The 17492-nt window shown below is 61.7% G+C and carries 21 protein-coding genes and 1 tRNA gene; 12 read left to right on the forward strand and 10 right to left on the reverse strand.

What is annotated here, in order from left to right:
* Positions 1-40 precede the first annotated feature (40 nt).
* The 3 genes from B5M07_RS08820 to B5M07_RS08825 form a co-directional block, all read right to left on the reverse strand.
* A complete protein-coding gene (locus tag B5M07_RS08820) occupies positions 41-463 on the reverse strand; it encodes a DUF4112 domain-containing protein (RefSeq protein WP_120351031.1) in 423 nt (140 codons plus the stop codon).
* 95 nt (positions 464-558) lie between these two features.
* A complete protein-coding gene (locus B5M07_RS19665; RefSeq protein WP_259980958.1) occupies positions 559-681 on the reverse strand; it encodes a hypothetical protein in 123 nt (40 codons plus the stop codon).
* A 145-nt stretch (positions 682-826) separates the two neighbouring features.
* Complete coding sequence (locus B5M07_RS08825; protein ID WP_120351032.1) at positions 827-1741, reverse strand: MBL fold metallo-hydrolase; 915 nt, start codon at positions 1739-1741, stop codon at positions 827-829.
* 44 nt (positions 1742-1785) lie between these two features.
* Here B5M07_RS08825 and B5M07_RS08830 point away from each other — a divergent pair, with 44 nt between their 5' ends.
* Positions 1786-3108, forward strand: a complete 1323-nt coding sequence (locus B5M07_RS08830) for an ATP-binding protein (RefSeq protein ID WP_120351033.1) — start codon at positions 1786-1788, stop codon at positions 3106-3108.
* Positions 3109-3177: 69 nt separating this feature from the next.
* A complete protein-coding gene (locus B5M07_RS08835) occupies positions 3178-3627 on the forward strand; it encodes a DUF4442 domain-containing protein (RefSeq protein WP_067629061.1) in 450 nt (149 codons plus the stop codon).
* A gap of 26 nt (positions 3628-3653) precedes the next feature.
* Here B5M07_RS08835 and B5M07_RS08840 read toward each other — a convergent pair.
* Positions 3654-3730, reverse strand: a tRNA-Ile gene (locus tag B5M07_RS08840).
* A gap of 128 nt (positions 3731-3858) precedes the next feature.
* Here B5M07_RS08840 and purM point away from each other — a divergent pair.
* From purM to rnd, 3 genes are all read left to right on the forward strand, one after another.
* A complete protein-coding gene (gene purM / locus B5M07_RS08845; RefSeq protein ID WP_120352199.1) occupies positions 3859-4905 on the forward strand; it encodes a phosphoribosylformylglycinamidine cyclo-ligase in 1047 nt (348 codons plus the stop codon).
* A complete protein-coding gene (gene purN / locus B5M07_RS08850) occupies positions 4902-5498 on the forward strand; it encodes a phosphoribosylglycinamide formyltransferase (RefSeq protein WP_120351034.1) in 597 nt (198 codons plus the stop codon). The genes purM and purN overlap by 4 nt, the downstream gene beginning before the upstream one ends.
* A gap of 79 nt (positions 5499-5577) precedes the next feature.
* Positions 5578-6735 (forward strand): ribonuclease D, encoded by a 1158-nt coding sequence (gene rnd, locus B5M07_RS08855; RefSeq protein WP_120351035.1) that lies wholly within the window; start codon positions 5578-5580, stop codon positions 6733-6735.
* A gap of 57 nt (positions 6736-6792) precedes the next feature.
* Here the strand turns inward: rnd and B5M07_RS08860 are convergent, their stop codons facing one another.
* Positions 6793-7311 carry a hypothetical protein gene (locus B5M07_RS08860; RefSeq protein ID WP_120351036.1) on the reverse strand — a complete coding sequence of 173 codons (519 nt, stop codon included), beginning with the start codon at positions 7309-7311 and terminating at the stop codon, positions 6793-6795.
* A gap of 126 nt (positions 7312-7437) precedes the next feature.
* Between B5M07_RS08860 and B5M07_RS08865 the strand changes: the two genes are divergently transcribed.
* Positions 7438-7848: a SufE family protein gene (locus tag B5M07_RS08865; protein ID WP_120351037.1), complete on the forward strand. Its 411-nt coding sequence runs from the start codon at positions 7438-7440 to the stop codon at positions 7846-7848.
* A gap of 3 nt (positions 7849-7851) precedes the next feature.
* On the opposite strand, the gene B5M07_RS08870 is transcribed toward B5M07_RS08865, so the two are convergent.
* Positions 7852-8496: a DUF1638 domain-containing protein gene (locus B5M07_RS08870; protein ID WP_120351038.1), complete on the reverse strand. Its 645-nt coding sequence runs from the start codon at positions 8494-8496 to the stop codon at positions 7852-7854.
* Between the two features lie 55 nt (positions 8497-8551).
* A complete protein-coding gene (locus B5M07_RS08875; RefSeq protein WP_067629073.1) occupies positions 8552-9250 on the reverse strand; it encodes a corrinoid protein in 699 nt (232 codons plus the stop codon).
* A 201-nt stretch (positions 9251-9451) separates the two neighbouring features.
* On the opposite strand from B5M07_RS08875, the gene B5M07_RS08880 reads away from it, so the two are divergent.
* Positions 9452-10528, forward strand: coding sequence for a PA0069 family radical SAM protein (locus B5M07_RS08880; protein ID WP_120351039.1), 1077 nt, complete (start codon positions 9452-9454; stop codon positions 10526-10528).
* 3 nt (positions 10529-10531) lie between these two features.
* Here B5M07_RS08880 and bmt read toward each other — a convergent pair whose 3' ends face one another.
* Together bmt and B5M07_RS08890 are read right to left on the reverse strand one after the other, a co-directional pair.
* A complete protein-coding gene (bmt, locus tag B5M07_RS08885; protein ID WP_120351040.1) occupies positions 10532-11545 on the reverse strand; it encodes a betaine--homocysteine S-methyltransferase in 1014 nt (337 codons plus the stop codon).
* A gap of 132 nt (positions 11546-11677) precedes the next feature.
* Complete coding sequence (locus B5M07_RS08890; RefSeq protein ID WP_120351041.1) at positions 11678-11995, reverse strand: DUF1476 domain-containing protein; 318 nt, start codon at positions 11993-11995, stop codon at positions 11678-11680.
* A 167-nt stretch (positions 11996-12162) separates the two neighbouring features.
* On the opposite strand from B5M07_RS08890, the gene purC reads away from it, so the two are divergent.
* From purC to B5M07_RS08915, 5 genes are all read left to right on the forward strand, one after another.
* Positions 12163-12924, forward strand: coding sequence for a phosphoribosylaminoimidazolesuccinocarboxamide synthase (purC, locus tag B5M07_RS08895; RefSeq protein WP_067629081.1), 762 nt, complete (start codon positions 12163-12165; stop codon positions 12922-12924).
* Between the two features lie 48 nt (positions 12925-12972).
* Complete coding sequence (purS, locus tag B5M07_RS08900) at positions 12973-13203, forward strand: phosphoribosylformylglycinamidine synthase subunit PurS (protein WP_067629083.1); 231 nt, start codon at positions 12973-12975, stop codon at positions 13201-13203.
* On the forward strand, positions 13203-13871 hold the full coding sequence (purQ, locus tag B5M07_RS08905; protein ID WP_120351042.1) for a phosphoribosylformylglycinamidine synthase subunit PurQ: 669 nt from the start codon (positions 13203-13205) through the stop codon (positions 13869-13871). Before purS ends, purQ begins: the two co-directional genes overlap by 1 nt.
* 69 nt (positions 13872-13940) lie before the next feature.
* The gene (locus B5M07_RS08910; RefSeq protein ID WP_205570851.1) at positions 13941-15668 is read left to right on the forward strand and encodes a sensor histidine kinase; all 1728 of its coding nucleotides are present in this window, start codon (positions 13941-13943) and stop codon (positions 15666-15668) included.
* Between the two features lie 4 nt (positions 15669-15672).
* A complete protein-coding gene (locus B5M07_RS08915) occupies positions 15673-17007 on the forward strand; it encodes a sigma-54-dependent transcriptional regulator (RefSeq protein WP_067624654.1) in 1335 nt (444 codons plus the stop codon).
* A 23-nt stretch (positions 17008-17030) separates the two neighbouring features.
* Here B5M07_RS08915 and B5M07_RS08920 read toward each other — a convergent pair whose 3' ends face one another.
* Positions 17031-17321: a hypothetical protein gene (locus tag B5M07_RS08920; RefSeq protein WP_067624657.1), complete on the reverse strand. Its 291-nt coding sequence runs from the start codon at positions 17319-17321 to the stop codon at positions 17031-17033.
* Positions 17322-17492 lie beyond the last annotated feature (171 nt).

Raw genomic sequence — 17492 nt, forward strand, 5'->3', positions numbered from 1 at the left:
TGAAAGGGTCGCCTTCGGGCGGCCCTCTTGCGTTTAGGGATCAGTTATTGAGCGTGGGGTGATGCGAAGACATGCGCCCTTCGACGTTTCCCGTGGGCGGCGCTTTGGCGGCTTGGTCCTTCAGGTGACGTTCCAGCAGATCGACGTTGCGCAGTTTCGACTTCCAACCGATGTCAAAAAGGTCACCCACCAGCGGGACCGAACCGATAACGTAATCGATCCCGGTGTTCACCAACATCTTCGCCAGCATCCCCTTTGGCGCGCCCATCCGGTGCGATTCTTTAAGGATATAGGCCGAAGGGAGCAGGGCGAGCGTATCGCCCACCACGGGCACGAAACCCAAAATCGAATCCCATCCCATGCGCACACCGACAATCGGCACTTTGAAGGCGCTGTCCATGCTGACCGCCAGACGGCGCAGACGGGCGAGGTCGGCTTCGTGAGAGGGGGCGTGGGGTTCCATATCTGTCCTTGCGTGTTGCTCTAGGCTGCAAACGCGCGGTCAGGCTGCAAAGTTCCCCAAAGCACCGGCCCCATCCGGCGCGTCGCGGGGCCTGCTCAAAGGCTGGCGTAATCGGTAATCAACGGTGTGGGACGCTGCGGTGGCTGGGCCGAGGTGCCCTTGGGCGTCTGCTCGGGCTTCGGTTTTTGCGGTTGCGGCGTTCTGTCAAGTCGGGCCATCGGGTAGCTCCTTTGCTGCTCGCTGGGGTTTGATGTCTCTCACCCTCGCAACCAGCTTGGGCGCGGTTCAGGTCCATAAAGGGGCCGAATTGCGCCCAGATTGAGGCATTTGTTGCGATTTTGCGACGGAATCCGCGGTTTTCCCCTATGAGGTGAGGGCGAAATGCGCCTCTGCGTGCAAGACGCTCCGCGGGGCAACGCGGCCCCGGCCTGTCAAATCGACCAAATGCGCCAGCACGTTTCGCGTGGCAGCCCCCAAAAGCGCGGCGGGGGTCTCGGTATAGATCACGCGGGCGAGGTCCTCAGCCGTGGCAGGCCCGGCGTTCAGCGCCTCAAGGATCGACGCCTCCCGCGCGCGGCGGTGCGCCACCAACCAGTCGAGCCGCGTGTTGGGATCGAGGACCGGCGCGCCGTGGCCGGGGTAGAACACACGCCACTGTCGGGCAGCCAGCTTTTCGCAAGAGGTCATGAAATCGGTCAGATCCCCATCGGGCGGCGAGACCAGCGAGGTGGCCCAGCCCATGATGTGATCCGCCGTGAGACAGGCATCCCCCCAAGCGAGGCAGAGGTGATTGCCGATATGGCCCGGCGTGTGCAGCACCTCCAGCGCCCAGCTTTCCCCCTCCAGTACGTCACCGTCGGCCAAGGTATGATCGGGGATAAATTCGTGATCCACACCTTCACCACCGCCCATCAGCCCCGCCTCGGCCAATCCCTGCATTACTGGGGACCGGCCCGCCGTGGCGTTGCCAAAAGCCCAGACCTCGGCCCCGGTCCGCGCGGCCAAGGGACGCGCGAGGGGGGAATGGTCGAGATGCGTATGGGTCACAATGATATGGCTGATCCGCTGGCCCGGCTGGAGCGCGGCGAGGATCGCGTCAAGATGCGCGGGGCTGTCGGGGCCGGGGTCGATCACGGCAACCTCGGACTGGCCCAGAAGATAGGTATTGGTGCCGCGATAGGTCATCGGCGAGGGGTTGGGCGCCACGATACGGCGCAGCCCGGGCTCCAAGGTTTCGGCAAGGCCAATCTCGGGGTCGAAGTTGTCGGGCGGCAGCATGGATTCACCTTTCGCTGGGGGAGGGGGCTGGCTAAGGTCTAGCCATGAATTTTGCCTGGCTCAAACGATATGTGCCGCGCGGCATCTACGGACGCGCCGCGCTGATCTTGCTGTTACCAGTGGTGTTTTTGCAGCTGGTCGTCGTGGTGATCTTTGCCCAGAGGCATTTTGAAGGCGTCACCGGGCAGATGACCGACACCGTCCTGCGCGAATTGGAACTGGTCATGCTGGCAGTCGGCACGGCTCCCGATGCGCAATCGGTGCCCATGGCGGTGGAGGCGCGGGCGGGCCCGCTTGATTTCGTGGTGACCCGCGCCAATCCTCCGCTGCCGGATGAAGACAGCATGCTGTGGTACGATTATTCGGGCCGGGTGCTGATCCCTCGTCTGCGCAGCAAGATGGACGGTATCGAAGCGGTGGACCTCAGCGATGACGATTTTGTCGTGCTTTATATCGAGAGTGTGCATGGCCCGTTGCGCATCCAGTTTGAACGGCGGCGGATCTCGGCCTCCAACCCCCACCAGCTTTTCGTTTACACGGTGTTTTTCGGCGTGCTTTTAAGCGTTATCGCGTCGATCTATCTGCGCAATCAATTGCGCCCGATCAAACGCTTGGCCCGTGCCGCCGAAGCCTTTGGCCGGGGCCGGCATGAACCCTACACCCCCACTGGCGCTGTCGAAGTGCGCGCGGCGGGCAACGCCTTTGTCGACATGCGCGCACGGATTGAACGGCAGATTGAGCAGCGCACGCTGATGCTCTCAGGGGTAAGCCACGATCTGCGCACACCGCTGACCCGTATGCGCCTTGGCCTGTCGATGATCGATGAAGAGGATGCCACCCCGTTGCTGGCCGATGTGGATGATATGCAGCGGATGCTGGATGAGTTTCTCAACTTTGCCAAAGGTGCCGCCGAGGGCGAGCCGGAGAAGGTGGCGCCGCATCGGTTCGTCAGCGCTATTGTCGAAGACGCGCAGCGCACCGGGCGCAAGGTTACGCTATTGCCGCCCGAGGGCGCGGGCGAGGGTTTTGTGAAACTGCGCAAAGTGGCGATGCGCCGGGCGGTGGATAACCTGATCTCCAACGCCGTGCGCTATGGCTCGCAGGCCGAAGTCTCGGTCATGCTGAGCGACCGCACCCTGCGTATCCGTGTCGAAGACGACGGCCCCGGCATCCCGGAAGAGCGGCGCGACGAGGCAACGCGGCCGTTCTCGCGGCTTGATCCTGCGCGCAATCAAGACAAGGGCGGCGGCGTTGGGCTGGGCCTTGCCATCGCCTCCGACATTGCGCGCGCCCATGGCGGGGTGCTGCGGCTGGGGGAATCGGCGCGGCTTGGTGGGCTGCGTGCAGATATTGTCATCGCGCGGTGACCCGGCGGCAGGATTGTGCCGCGCGCGCGGCTTTGCCACAGTGAGCCGACCTTAGAACGGAGCGCAGCCATGACCCCCTACGACATGATCAAAGCCCATCTCGACACCGCCGTGCCTTTTGCCGCCCATGTCGGGGTGAAACTGCTCAAGATCGGCGACGGCACCGCCAGCGCCGAACTGGTGCAGCGGCATGAGACCTCTAACCACATCGGCACGCAGCACGCAGGGGCGATGTTCACGCTGGGCGAAGCCGCCTCGGGTGCTGCCATGGCCGGGGCGATTGCGCCGGTGATTATGGACATGCGCCCCGTCGCGGCCATGGGGCAAATCACCTTTAAAAAGATCGCCGAGGGTACGCTGACCGCCCATGCCGAAACCTCGCGCCCCGGGGCCGAGCTGCTGACCGCGCTGCAAGAAGACGGAAAAGTCGCCTTTGACGTGGCGGTCGACATCCAGAATGAGGCGGGTGAGACGGTCGTTGAGATGCAGGTGAACTGGCATGTCAGCGCCAAACGCTGAGGTTTGGGCGAAAAGCGGGGGCGGAATGGTAGGCCCGGCAGGACTTGAACCCGCAACCAAAGCGTTATGAGCGCTCTGCTCTAACCAATTGAGCTACAGGCCCGCCATGGGCGTTTGGGTATGACGCCGCAGCCCGAGCGTCAAGACATTAGCTGCACCAAATGATTGCAGTGACCCGCACAATACTCTAACTCCGCGCGCAAGGGAAAATGCGCGCCGGGGGCCATGACCATGACGAAATCCGACAACGGAATCACCTATGCCGAAGCAGGCGTGGATATTGACGCAGGCAACGCGCTTGTAGAGCGGATCAAGCCAGCGGCGAAATCCACCGCACGGCCGGGCGTTATGTCTGGCCTTGGCGGCTTTGGCGCACTGTTTGACCTGAAAGGCGCAGGTTTCACCGACCCGGTGCTGGTTGCGGCGACGGATGGCGTTGGCACCAAGCTGCGCATCGCGATTGATACCGGCAACGTCGACAGCATCGGCATTGATCTGGTGGCCATGTGCGTCAACGATCTGGTCTGCCAAGGCGCCGAGCCGCTTTTCTTCCTCGACTATTTCGCGACCGGTAAACTGGAACTCGACAGTGCCGCACGGATCATCGAAGGCATCGCCAAAGGCTGCGCCGATTCCGGCTGTGCCCTGATCGGGGGCGAGACCGCTGAAATGCCGGGCATGTATCACGCGGGCGATTTCGACCTCGCCGGTTTTTCCGTCGGCGCGATGGAGCGCGGAACCGAGCTGCCGCGCGATGTGAAAGAGGGCGACGTGCTCTTGGGCCTGCCCAGCGACGGGGTGCATTCCAACGGCTATAGCCTCGTGCGCAAGATCGTTGAGCGCAGCGGTCTGGGCTGGAGCGACGATTGCCCATGGGGCGAAGGTGATCTGGGCAGTGCGCTGCTCACACCGACCAAGCTTTACGTCAAGGGCGCCGTTGCGGCCCTGCGCGCCGATGCCGTGTCGGCGCTGGCGCATATCACGGGCGGTGGCCTCACTGAAAACCTGCCGCGCGTGTTGCCCGTGGGGCTGGCGGCCGAGATTGACCTGAACGCATGGGACCTGCCGCCGGTCTTCAAATGGCTGGCCGCCGAGGGGGGCATGGCCGAGGCCGAGATGCTCAAGACTTTCAACGCTGGCATTGGCATGGTTGCCGTCGTCTCTGCCGATAAGGTCGACGCGGCCAAGGCCGCTTTTGCCGAGGATGGCCACGCTGCCATCGAAATCGGGCGTATCACCACCGGCAATGGCGTCACCTATTCCGGCGCGCTGCTTTGACCAAGCGGGTTGCGATTTTCGTCTCGGGCGGCGGCTCTAACATGCGGGCGCTGGTCGAGGATATGACTGGCGACCATGCGGGCCGCCCCTGTTTGGTGCTGTCCAACAACCCGGACGCGGGCGGGATCGCTTGGGCGCAGGCGCAGGGGATCGCGACCGAAGTGGTCGATCACCGCCCCTACGGCAAAGACCGCCCCGCGTTTGAGGCGGCTTTGAGCGCCGCACTTGAGGCCCATGCGCCGGACATTATTTGCCTTGCCGGCTTTATGCGCAAACTGACCGAAGGCTTCACCGATGCTTGGGCCGGGCGGATGATCAATATCCACCCGTCGCTGCTGCCGAAATACCGCGGGCTGCACACCCATGCCCGCGCGCTTGAGGCGGGCGATACCGAACATGGCTGCACCGTGCATGAAGTCACTGCCGCTTTGGATGATGGTCCGATCCTTGGCCAAGCGCGCATTCCGGTTCTGCCGGGCGACACGGCTGATACATTGGCCCAGCGGGTGCTGGTGCAAGAACATCGCCTTTACCCCGCCGTGCTGCGCCGTTTCGCCGCCGGTGAGCGTCAGCCAGTCATGCTGACGGGCTGACGCTGGTCAAAGCTTCCCTTGTGATGTACCTCTTTGACAAAGCCCGATGACCGGGCGTGCAACTTGTCAAAGAGCATTTATGAAAACCATCACCACGACCGCCGACCTCGCGCAATTCTGTGAAGAAGCTGCGCGCCATGATTACGTGACCGTCGACACGGAATTCCTGCGTGAGCGGACCTATTACTCCAAGCTCTGCCTCGTCCAACTTGCCATGCCCGGAACCGACGACAGCAACGCCGTGCTGGTCGATCCCTTGGCCGACGGCATCTCGCTTGAGCCGCTTTACGATCTGTTCCGCGACACATCTGTGGTCAAAGTGTTCCACGCGGCACGACAGGATCTTGAGATCTTCTACGTCGACGCCAAAGTCTTTCCCGAACCGCTGTTCGACACGCAGGTGGCCGCGATGGTCTGCGGCTTTGGCGAACAGGTGGGCTATGAGACCTTGGTCCGCAAGATCGCGCATGAGTCGCTGGACAAGACCTCGCGCTTTACCGATTGGTCCCGCCGTCCGTTGACCGACGCACAGAAGACCTATGCGCTGGCCGATGTGACCCACCTGCGGCAGATTTACGAGTTTCTGGCGCGCAAGCTTGAACAGACCGGCCGCGCCCGTTGGGTGGCCGAGGAGCTTGAGACGCTGCTCAGCCCCGATACCTATGTGACCCAGCCGCAGGATGCGTGGAAGCGGGTCAAGACCCGGACCAATTCGCCGAAGTTTCTGGCGATCGTCCGCGAATTGGCCGCCTTTCGTGAGGATTACGCCCGCACCCGCAATATCCCGCGCAATCGCGTGTTCAAGGATGACGCGCTGGTCGAATTGGCAAGCCTCAAACCCTCTAACGGCGAGGAGCTGAACCGCGCCCGTCTGCTGCTGCGCGAGGCCCGCAAGGGGGAAATCGCCGAGGGCATTTTGAAAGCCGTGGCCGCAGGCGTGGCCTGCAAAGCCGCCGACATGCCGCAACCCGACCGCAAGCGCGACAAGCTGCAGGTGAACCCGGCGCTGGCCGATCTGCTGCGGGTTTTGCTCAAGGCCAAGACCGAAAGCGCAGGCGTCGCGGCCAAGTTGATCGCCTCGGCCAGTGATCTGGATATGTTGTCGGCGGGAGAGCGCGACGTGCCGGCCCTGCGCGGCTGGCGGCATGAGGTCTTTGGCGCCGATGCGCTGCTGCTCTGCGAGGGCAAGATTGCTTTGGCCGCCGATGGGACGGATGTGAAAGCAGTCAAAGTCTGAACTGAAAAGAGCCGCCCGATTGGGGCGGCTCTTTCTTATGGTGCGTGGCTTGGCCGCTTAGCGGCGAGAGACCAGCGCATTCATCTGCCCTTCGACGCGAATCTCGCGCACCCCGGCCAGCATTTGATCTGTCAGACGACGGCCCGCGATGACCTCACGGGTGGGGCGGCTGCCTTGCGGTGTCGCCTTGTCGGGGCGTACCCCTTCCAGACGGTAAGTCAGAACACCGTCGACAGGCGTCTCATCAATCGTCGCAGGAGTTAGCTGCACCGCATAAATGCCCTGCCGCGCGGCAAGGCCCGTGGCGCGTAGGATCGCACCGCCCGGGACCGGCTCTATCGTAAGGTCGGTGATCTGCTCGAAAGGGCGCCCCTCATAGGTGTCGACCTCAACCGCGCGCCGGGCGAACAGCCCGCTGCGCTGTGGAATCAACGGGTTGTTGCTCTCTTCCGGCGCGGACGGTGCCGAACGCGCGGGGCCGAACCAATTCAGCGGGTTGATGCGGCTGTCACGGACCGTGCCACAGGCGGATACCAAAAGGGTCGAGGCCAAAAGAGCGAGGAGTGTCTTGCGCATGGGATCCGCCGTTAAGTTAACTTGTCTTGTGCTACCCCATCACGCCAGCCATGGGAAGGGGGTGGACCTTTGCGCATCGGCATCCTACCTGTCAGGCAATGGAATTCACCCAAAGAGAGTGCACAGATGGCCACGCCTGCCTTTGAAGAACTGGTCGAGGATTTCGAGTTTCTGGACGATTGGGAAGACCGCTACCGCCATGTGATCGACCTTGGTAAAGCGATGGACCCGCTGCCCGAGCCGCTGCGCGTGCCGGCGACCAAGGTCGACGGCTGCGCCTCTCAGGTCTGGCTTCATGCACAGTTTGACGGCGGCAAGCTGCATTTTGACGGCGCAAGCGACGCGATGATCGTCTCGGGGCTGATCGCGGTTTTGCGAAATCTTTACAACGGTTTGACGCCTGCCGAAGTGGGCGCTGTCGATGCCAAAGCGGAACTTGCGCGGCTGGGATTGAATGACCACCTCTCGGCGCAACGCTCCAACGGGTTGCGCGCGATGATTGAGCGCGTGCGCGAGACGGCCGCTCAGGAAGCCTGACGGTTAAAGGTCGCGCAAAGCGGTCTGCAAATCCCCGTAGCCCGTGAAGCGCCGCTCGAACGCAAGGCCGAGCCGCGCGGCGCAGCCTTGCGCCTTTTCGGTCAGCGCCGGGTCGTCCGTCTGCGCCTGATAGACCAGTTTCTCGTAATTGCCGAAATACATATCGCGCAGTTCCGGGTGCCGGTCGAGTCCCATTGGCTTGATGATGAAAGCCTCAAACTGCCGCACCAGAAAATCGGTGAGGTAGAAGGTGGTGATCTCATCTTCCGAGGTTTTGGCGAAACTCTCGTTGCCCTGAAAAAAGCTGTAGCAATGTGGCCCTGCGACCATCTGCACGCCCATCTCTTCGCAGGCCCGCTCCAGCCCGCCGCCCGTCCCGCAATCGGCGTAGACGACAAAGAAATCGTCATAGTCCGCGCGGTGTTTGGCGACCGTGTCGCGCACCGCTTGGGTGATCTTTTCCGGGTAGAGGTGATATTTCGCGGGCAGGCAGGTCAGGTCAAGATGGGTCCAGCCGTTCGCGGCCTTCAAATCCAGTATCTCACGGGCCAGCGCGCCACAGGCGATCAGCAGAATGCGGCCCGCGCGGGTGGGCGCGAGCCCCTCTTGGGTGAGGGTCCGATCATCTGGCAGATTGCTGTCGCTCATGGCGTCACCATCGCATGTCACCGATGCCAAAGCCAAGTGGAGCGGTGCCAGCAGCCTAGGCGTTGGCGGAGTTATGTTTCCGACCCATCCAGTCTTTGGCCGTTTCCACTGCTACGGCGGCATCGCGGCAATAGGCGTCAGCCCCGATGGCCTTGCCGAACTCTTCGTTCAGCGGCGCGCCACCGACCAGCACGATATAGTCGTCGCGCTTGCCCTGTTCGATCAGCGTGTCGATCACAACTTTCATATAGGGCATGGTCGTGGTCAGCAGGGCGGACATGCCGAGGATGTCGGCCTGTTCCGTCTCAAGCGCTTCTAGATAGGCTTCGACCGCGTTGTTGATGCCCAGATCGACAACTTCGAAACCCGCGCCTTCCATCATCATGCCAACGAGGTTTTTGCCGATGTCGTGGATGTCGCCTTTGACCGTGCCAATCACCATTTTGCCCACCCGGGGCGCGCCGGTTTCGGCCAGGAGCGGTTTGAGGATGGCCATGCCGCCCTTCATCGCATTAGCGGCCAGCAGCACTTCGGGCACAAAGAGGATACCGTCGCGGAAATCCGCGCCCACGATGGTCATGCCGCCGACCAGCGCTTTGGTCAGAACCTCATAGGGTTCCCAACCGCGGTCGAGCAGGATTTGCACCCCTTCTTCGATCTCTTCCTTAAGACCGTCATAGAGGTCATCGAACATCTGCTGGACCAGTTCTTCATCGTCCAACTCGGCCAGGATGATATCGTCTTCTTCTGACATGGTGTTTCCTTCTGCTGGGCGTGCAGGTGCATGACACTTGGGCCCTTGTCTCACGGAATGTTAGCGCCGGGGTCGCGGTTTGCGACATCGGCCGCGCCATGCGCGACGCCTTGGGAGCAAACTACTGCTTTTTGCGGTGTAAGGACAAGGGTTTGCGCAAGTTTACTTGCTGATGTTCGCACAATGTTCTAACCTTCTTTCATGGATAGGGAAGACCAGCGATTCCGCGTGCTTGGCCGCGCGGCAGGCAGCAATGACGCAGGCCGGTTTGAGCGTCACGCCCGCGTGGCGGAGGACGATGGCTGGGCACGGGAAGAGGTGCTTCCGGTGCTGCGTACCAACACCAGCATCGAGGTGCCGCGCCGGGTAATTACCTACAACCGCTCGCCGGATCTGCCCTTTGATCGGTCGATCAACCCTTATCGCGGCTGCGAACATGGCTGCGTTTACTGTTTCGCGCGGCCCAGCCATGCCTACCTCGGCCTGTCTCCGGGCTTGGATTTTGAGACGCAGCTGATCGCCCGGCCCGAAGCGCCGGGCGTTCTGGCGCGGGAACTGCGGTCGAAGCGTTATCAGGTCGCGCCCATCGCCATCGGCACTAACACCGATCCGTACCAGCCCATCGAAAAGACCCATGGCATCATGCGGGAGTGTCTTGAGGTGCTGTCTGAATTCAATCACCCGGTGGCAATCGTCACTAAGGGCAGCCTGATCGAACGCGACATCGACATTCTGGGCGATATGGCCGAGCGCGGATTGGCGGCGGTTGGCATTTCGGTGACTACGCTGGACGCAAAGCTCAGCCGTTTGATGGAACCGCGCGCGCCCGCACCGCAGCGGCGGCTGCAGGTGATCCGAAAGCTGTCGGAGGCTGGCATCCCGGTGCGGATCATGGCGTCCCCAATGGTTCCGGCGCTGACCGACCCGGAGTTGGAGGCGATCCTTGCCGCCGGACGTGACGCCGGGGCGCGGCACGCCAGTTGGATCATGCTGCGCCTACCGCGTGAGGTGTCGCCGCTGGTGCAAGAGTGGCTCGCCACCCATTACCCCGACCGGGCCGAGCGGATCATGGCGCGGCTGCGCGATATGCATGGGGGCAAGGAATACGATGCGGGCTGGCACAAACGCATGCGGGGCGAGGGGCCCTATGCGCAGATGGTGGCCCAGCGGTTTGATCTGGCAGTCAAACGTCTGGGGCTGACCCGCGCGGGCGTGCCGCTGCGCTGCGATCTGTTTCGACCGCCCTCCGAAAAGGGCGATCAATTGAGCTTGTTTTGAAGCTTAGCTCCGGCGGCGGCCACGGCGCGGCGCGCGCACTGGACCTTGCCCGTCGGTGCCGTCGCTTTCGGACGAGAAATCACCGATCTCTTCGCGGATTTGCTCCAACGTCGGGGCGGGACCTTTTTCCGTGCTATCGAGCGCTTCGCGCATCGCGACCAGATGCTCGGGCAGGGTGCCGCAGCAACCGCCGATGACGCTGGCCCCCGCGTCACGCGCCATGGTCGCATAGCGCGCCATCAACTCGGGCGTGCCGTCGTAATGGATGTGGCCTTCGACGTATTTCGGGATGCCCGCGTTGCCCTTGGAGATGATCGGCAGCGTGCCATTCTTGGCGGCGAAACCGAGTACCGTGCGCAGCAGGTCAGACGCGCCCGTGCCGCAGTTGGCACCATATGCCAGCGGTATGTTGTCCAGCCCGTGCACCATATCGACCATCCCTTCGGAGGTCAGGCCCATCATCGTACGGCCCGCGGTGTCAAAGCTCATCGTGCCGCACCATGGCAGACCCGCCAGCGCAAAGCCTTCGGCAGCGGCGCGGTATTCTTCGGGGGCGCTGATCGTTTCCAGCCAGCCAATATCGGCACCACCAGCTTTGAGGCCGTCGGCAGTCTCATGGAACATCTCAACGGCGAGGGAATGGGTCAGGGTGCCGACCGGCTCCATGATCTCACCCGTGGGGCCGACAGAGCCTGCGACGATGACTTTGCGCTCGGCGGTATCGGCCACTTCGCGTGCCAGTTCGGCAGAGACGCGGCTCAACTCATGCACCCGCTTTTCGGCACCGTGCAGCTTGAGCCGCGAAGCATTCGCCCCAAAAGAGTTGGTCAGGAACAGATCACTGCCCGAATCCACCGCGAAACGGTAAAGCTTGATGATCTTCTTCGGCTCATCGGTGTTCCACATCTCAGGCGCGTCGCCCGACATCAGCCCCATGTTGAACAGATTGGTGCCCGTGGCTCCATCCGCGAGCAATGTGCCCTTTTCAGCCAAAAGATCGGTGAATGCGTTGCTCATGGGGGCTCCTGTAGGGTCTGGGAATTTCGCCTGATGTCATGATGCCTTCATGGGGGCAATCTCATAATATTCATCTTCATTATGAGGACAGGCAAGGCGGGTCACCCCGGCGCGTGGCCGGGGTGGAATGGGTTAGCTGGTCTCGCTCAGCAGCTGCGCTTTGGCTTCGACCATTAGCGCCTGCATCTTGGCGCGGATCGTTGCCTCATCGGCGCGGTCGCCCAGATCGCCCGAGACTTTGCGGTAAACATCCTCGTCGCCCGCCTCTTCAAAGTCGGATTTCACCACCTCTTTGGCGTAGTCGTCGGCGTCGCTGCCCGATTTGCCTAAAAGTTCAGCAGCCCAGAGGCCCAGAAGTTTGTTGCGGCGCGCTTCGGCGCGGAATTGCATGTCTGCATCATGGGCGAACTTGCTTTCAAAGGCATTTGCACGGTCGTCGAACTTGCTCATAGCGGGTCTCCGATTGCTGGTGTTACCCTATTCATATGCGGTCGCCCCCGCGTTCCCACAAGTGGCGCGTCAAAGGTGACGGGCCATGCTTGCAGCAGCGGGGTGGTTGCACTAAGAGAAGCGCAAGCGGCGGGGATGTTCCCGGCCCCCTGTTGGAAAGGATGCCCATGGCCCGGCGCAACAAGATCTACGAAGGCAAGGCAAAGATCCTCTATGAAGGTCCTGAGCCCGGTACCATCGTGCAATATTTCAAAGACGATGCCACCGCCTTTAACGCCGAGAAGAAAGCCACGATCGAGGGCAAGGGCGTGTTGAACAACCGCCTGTCCGAGTTCTTTATGACCGGGCTGAACAACATCGGCGTGCCGACGCATTTTATCAAACGCCTGAACATGCGCGAACAGCTCGTGCGGCAGGTTGAGATCATTCCGCTGGAAGTGATCGTGCGCAACTATGCGGCGGGCTCCATGTCCAAGCGGTTGGGGATCGAAGAGGGCACGCAACTGCCGCGCCCGATTGTCGAGTATTGCTACAAAGACGACGCGCTTGGTGATCCGCTGGTCACCGAAGAGCATATCGCCGCCTTTGGCTGGGCAACCCAGCAAGACATGGACGATATTCTGAGCCTCGCGCTGCGGGTCAACGACTTTATGTCGGGCGTCATGATGGCCGTCGGCATCAAGCTGGTGGACTTCAAGATCGAGATTGGCCGCGTTTACGATGGTGACTTCCAGCGTCTGATCGTCGCCGATGAGATCAGCCCCGACAGCTGCCGTCTGTGGGACATCGAGACGGGCCAGAAACTCGACAAAGATGTGTTCCGCCGCGATCTGGGCTCGCTCACCGATGCCTATACCGAAGTGGCCAAACGTCTCGGCGTCATGCCCAAGAACAATGCGCCGGTCTCCAAGCCGACGTTGATCAACTAACGCGGCTTCGCCGTTCAATTTGCAGATGTTACAAAGGGGTGTCGCGCCATGAAAGCACGGGTGCATGTGATGCTGAAGAACGGGGTTCTCGACCCTCAGGGCGAAGCTGTCCGCCACGCGCTCGGAGCCTTGGGCTTTGACGGGGTGAACGGCGTGCGTCAGGGTAAGGTGATCGAGCTTGACCTCGCCGAGGGCACGACCGAGGCCGATGTGACCGCCATGTGCGAAAAGCTCTTGGCCAATACGGTGATCGAATCCTATTCGGTGGAGCTGGCCTGATGCACGCAGCGGTAGTTGTCTTCCCCGGGTCCAATTGCGACCGCGACCTTGCCGTGGCTTTCAAAGCCGCGGGCGCCAAGGTTTCCATGGTCTGGCACAAGGACAGCGAACTGCCGCAAGGCGTTGATATGGTAGGCATTCCCGGCGGGTTCTCCTATGGGGATTACCTGCGCTGCGGGGCCATTGCCGCGAATTCGCCGATCTGCCGCTCTGTGGCGGCTCATGCGCAGCGCGGCGGCTATGTGCTGGGCATTTGCAACGGATTTCAGGTGCTGACCGAAACCGGCCTGCTGCCGGGCGCGCTGCTGCGCAATGCAGGGCTGAAGTACATCTGCAAGACTGTAGGTCTCAAGGTTGAGACCACGGCCAGCGACTACACCAACGGCTACAGCGCCGGTCAGGTGATCAACATTCCGATCGCGCACCACGATGGCAATTACTTTGCCGACGATGAGACCATCGCGAAACTGCGCGGCGAAGATCGTGTGGCTTTCAGCTATGCCGAGAACCCAAACGGGGCGCGCGACGATATTGCGGGCATCCTGTCGGAAAACCGCCGTGTGCTGGGCATGATGCCGCATCCTGAGCGGGCGGCGGAAGCGGCTCATGGCAATACGGATGGGGCGGCGCTCTTCCGCGCATTGACCGGCGCGCTGCAGACCGCTTGACTTGAGTGCATCGCACGTAGCGCGTAGATTGCCGCGATGAGTGATGCATCCGGTTCCGAAGGCAATAGCATGGCCGTATCCTGGCGGGTGCGGTTTGCCATTGCATTGCTGATGATCCTCGCCGTGGTGACGATCTCGATCACCAACAAGCTGCTGACCGACCGTTTTACCGAAAGCACCCGCAACCGCGCGGAACTGCGCATCGCGCTATACAGCGGCAACCTGCTGGCCGAGTTGCGGCAAAACGCGATTGTGCCACAGCTTTTGGCGCGCGACCCCACGTTGATCGGGGCGCTGCAATCGGCGGACTATTCCTTGTCGACACAGCGGCTTATCTCTTTCGTTGAGGAAATCGGCGCGGCATCCTTGATGCTATATGACATCGATGGGCGCACCGTGGCGGCGACGGACCGGAATCGCCTCGGCTCCGCCCATAAATCCGAGCCCTATTTCGTTGATGCCATCCGCTCAAATGCGACGATCTTTTCGACCATTGAGCGTGAGCAGGGCGGCTATCGCTTCCTCTATTCGCGGCGCATGCAGTCTGGCGGGACCACACTTGGGGTGATCGCCGTTGAGGTTGATCTGCAAAAGTTTGAACGGGCTTGGGCCGGGATCTCGGACGCGGTCATCGTGATGGACAGCACGGGCGAGATTATCCTCGCCACCGAGTCGCGTTGGCGCGGGCTGACAGAACCCGAAGCGCTGGCCAACCACACGCCCCAAAGCGCCATTGAACGCGCCATTCAAGCCACCACCGATTGGACCGCGCTGCCGCCCGATGCCTATCTGCAGGGCGAGGCGGTGATGCGGCTGGAAAACCGGATACCGTTCCGCGGCTGGCGGATGAGCAGCTACACAACCTATGCCTCGGTCCGCGAAAAGGTGAACGGCGTGCTGGCGTTGGAGGTCATGGGCTTTGCGATCCTGCTGGCGTTGGCCTTCTATTTCCTGAGCCGCCGCACGGCGGGGCGGCTGGCGATCTTTCAACGGGAATCGGCGAAACTCAGGGCCCTGAACCTTGCCCTCCAACGTGAGATCGCTGAGCGCAAGCGGGTGCAACAGACCCTCGCCGTGGCCGAGCAAACCCTAGAACAGTCATCAAAACTTGCCGCATTGGGTGAAATGTCTGCCGCCGTCAGCCATGAGTTGAACCAACCGCTTGCGGCGATGAAAACCTATCTAGCGGGCGCGCGGCTTTTGCTGAACCGCAACCGGCAGGATGAGGCGCTGTCGTCCTTTGGGCGCATCGACGACCTGATCGAACGAATGGGCGCGATCACCCGGCAGCTTAAATCCTATGCCCGCAAGGGGCAGGAGGCCTTCTCTCCGGTTGATATGGGCGCGGCGCTGGCGTCTTCCCTGTCGATGATGGAGCCGCAGTTGCGCCAGCGACAGGTTCAGATCAGCCGCATCCTGCCCGATAATCCCGTCATGGTGATGGGAGACCGTATGCGGATCGAACAAGTTATGGTAAACCTGTTAAGAAACGCATTAGACGCAACAAAATCGGAACGAAACCCTCAGGTGGACATTATACTATCAGCGGGGGAGACGGCGACATTAACCGTGCGCGACAATGGCCCGGGGATTGAGGACTTGGACGCGCTGTTCGAACCTTTTTACACGACCAAACAGCCCGGCGATGGTGTTGGGCTGGGTCTTGCCATTTCATCGGGGATCGTCAACGACCTTGGGGGACGGCTTATGGCGCGCAACGGACAAAACGGTGGCGCTGTATTTGAGATGCAACTGCCTATATTGGCAGATGAAACGAAGATAGAAGCGGCGGAGTGAACGCATGGCTCAGGCAATGAAAATCGCGATTGTAGACGACGAACAGGACATGCGGCAGTCGATCAGCCAGTGGCTGGCCCTTTCGGGGTATGACACGGAAACCTTCGGCAGCGCCGAAGACGCGCTAAAGACTTTGGGGCCGGATTATCCGGGCATCGTCATCTCCGACATCAAAATGCCGGGCATGGACGGGATGCAATTCCTGAAAAAGCTGATGGGCAGCGACTCGGCTTTGCCGGTCATCATGATCACCGGTCATGGTGACGTGCCGATGGCGGTCGAAGCGATGCGCGTCGGCGCTTTCGACTTTCTTGAAAAGCCCTTCAACCCCGACCGGATGAGCGAACTGGCCAAAAAGGCCACCAATGCGCGGCGTCTGGTGATGGACAACCGCGCCCTGCGGCGTGAGCTGTCGGACGGCGGCCAGCTGATGAAAAAGCTCATCGGCCAATCGCCCGTCATGGAACGCCTGCGCGAAGATATCCTCGATCTGGGGCAGGCCGATGGGCATGTGCTGATCGACGGAGAAACCGGGACCGGTAAGACCCTCGTGGCCCATGCGCTGCACGCGGTCGGCAGCCGCGCGGGCAAGAAATTTGTCCTCGTCTCCTGTGGTGCTCTGGAGGAAGACGCGCTCGCCAAGCGGCTGTTCGGCCCGATGCAGCCCGAAGACGCGCAACTGCCCGCCATCGAAGAAGCGCGCGGCGGGACATTGGTGTTGGAAGACATCGAAGCCCTGTCCGAAAGCCTGCAGGCGCGGCTGTTAAGCGCCATCAACGAACAAGGCACCCCGGCAGAGACACGAATCGTCGCCATCTCGAACCTGCAAGAAGCCGGGCGCACCTCGGAAGACGCGCTGCGATCAGACCTGTTTTATCGTTTGGCAGCGCTCCGCATCACCGTGCCGCCGCTGCGCCAGCGTGGTGAGGATATCCTGACGCTCTTCACCCGGCTCAGCGATCAGTTCGCGGATGAATACGGCTGCGAGGCGCCTCAGGTCAGTGCACAAGAGGCGGCACAGTTGTTGCAAGCGCCATGGCCCGGCAACGTGCGCCAACTCATTAACGTGGCCGAACGCGCCGTGCTGCAATCGCGCCGCGGCTCGGGCACCATCGCCTCCCTCTTGATGAGCGACCATGACGAGATGCAGCCGGTGATGACCACCGAAGGCAAACCGCTCAAGGAATATGTCGAGGCATTCGAGCGCATGTTGATCGACAACACCATGCGCCGTCACAAGGGCTCTATCGCCAGCGTGATGGACGAGCTTTGCCTGCCACGCCGGACGCTGAACGAGAAGATGGCGAAATACGGGTTGCAGCGGTCAGATTACCTCTGACCACGCCCCTTAAGCAGCGCGGTTTAACCGCTGCGCTGCTCTGCAATCTCGACCGCTTTGCCATTCGGATCGGTGATGCAGGACCAACTCGCGCCGCCGGGTACGTCAACGATATGACGATAAAGCTCCACCACAGGGCGTGTTGTATTAACGGCGACACCCGCCGCGCCGGTTTGCTGGGTCACCGCGGCCACACAGCTTTTCTGCCCGCGCAACTCGGCCAGCGCCGCCGGATTATCGGCCACGGCGATCTCATCACAGGCGGCAAGGCCCAAAAGGGTCAGACAAAGCGCGGGGCGCAGGAATATTTGCATGAAGCGGTCCTTTGAAACTCTGGGCCGCGGGGGCGGCAAAGCAATTCTATGGTGCCGCCCAGCGATCCTTGCGGCGACAGTCTGAATGTTTCCAAGCCCATGCGCCTTGTCAACCGACCCGAGATAAACCGCATTTGACTGTTGCTCATTCGATTGACCATTGTGTTTCAC

The sequence above is a fragment of the Sulfitobacter sp. D7 genome (assembly GCF_003611275.1).
GTDB lineage: Bacteria > Pseudomonadota > Alphaproteobacteria > Rhodobacterales > Rhodobacteraceae > Sulfitobacter > Sulfitobacter profundi.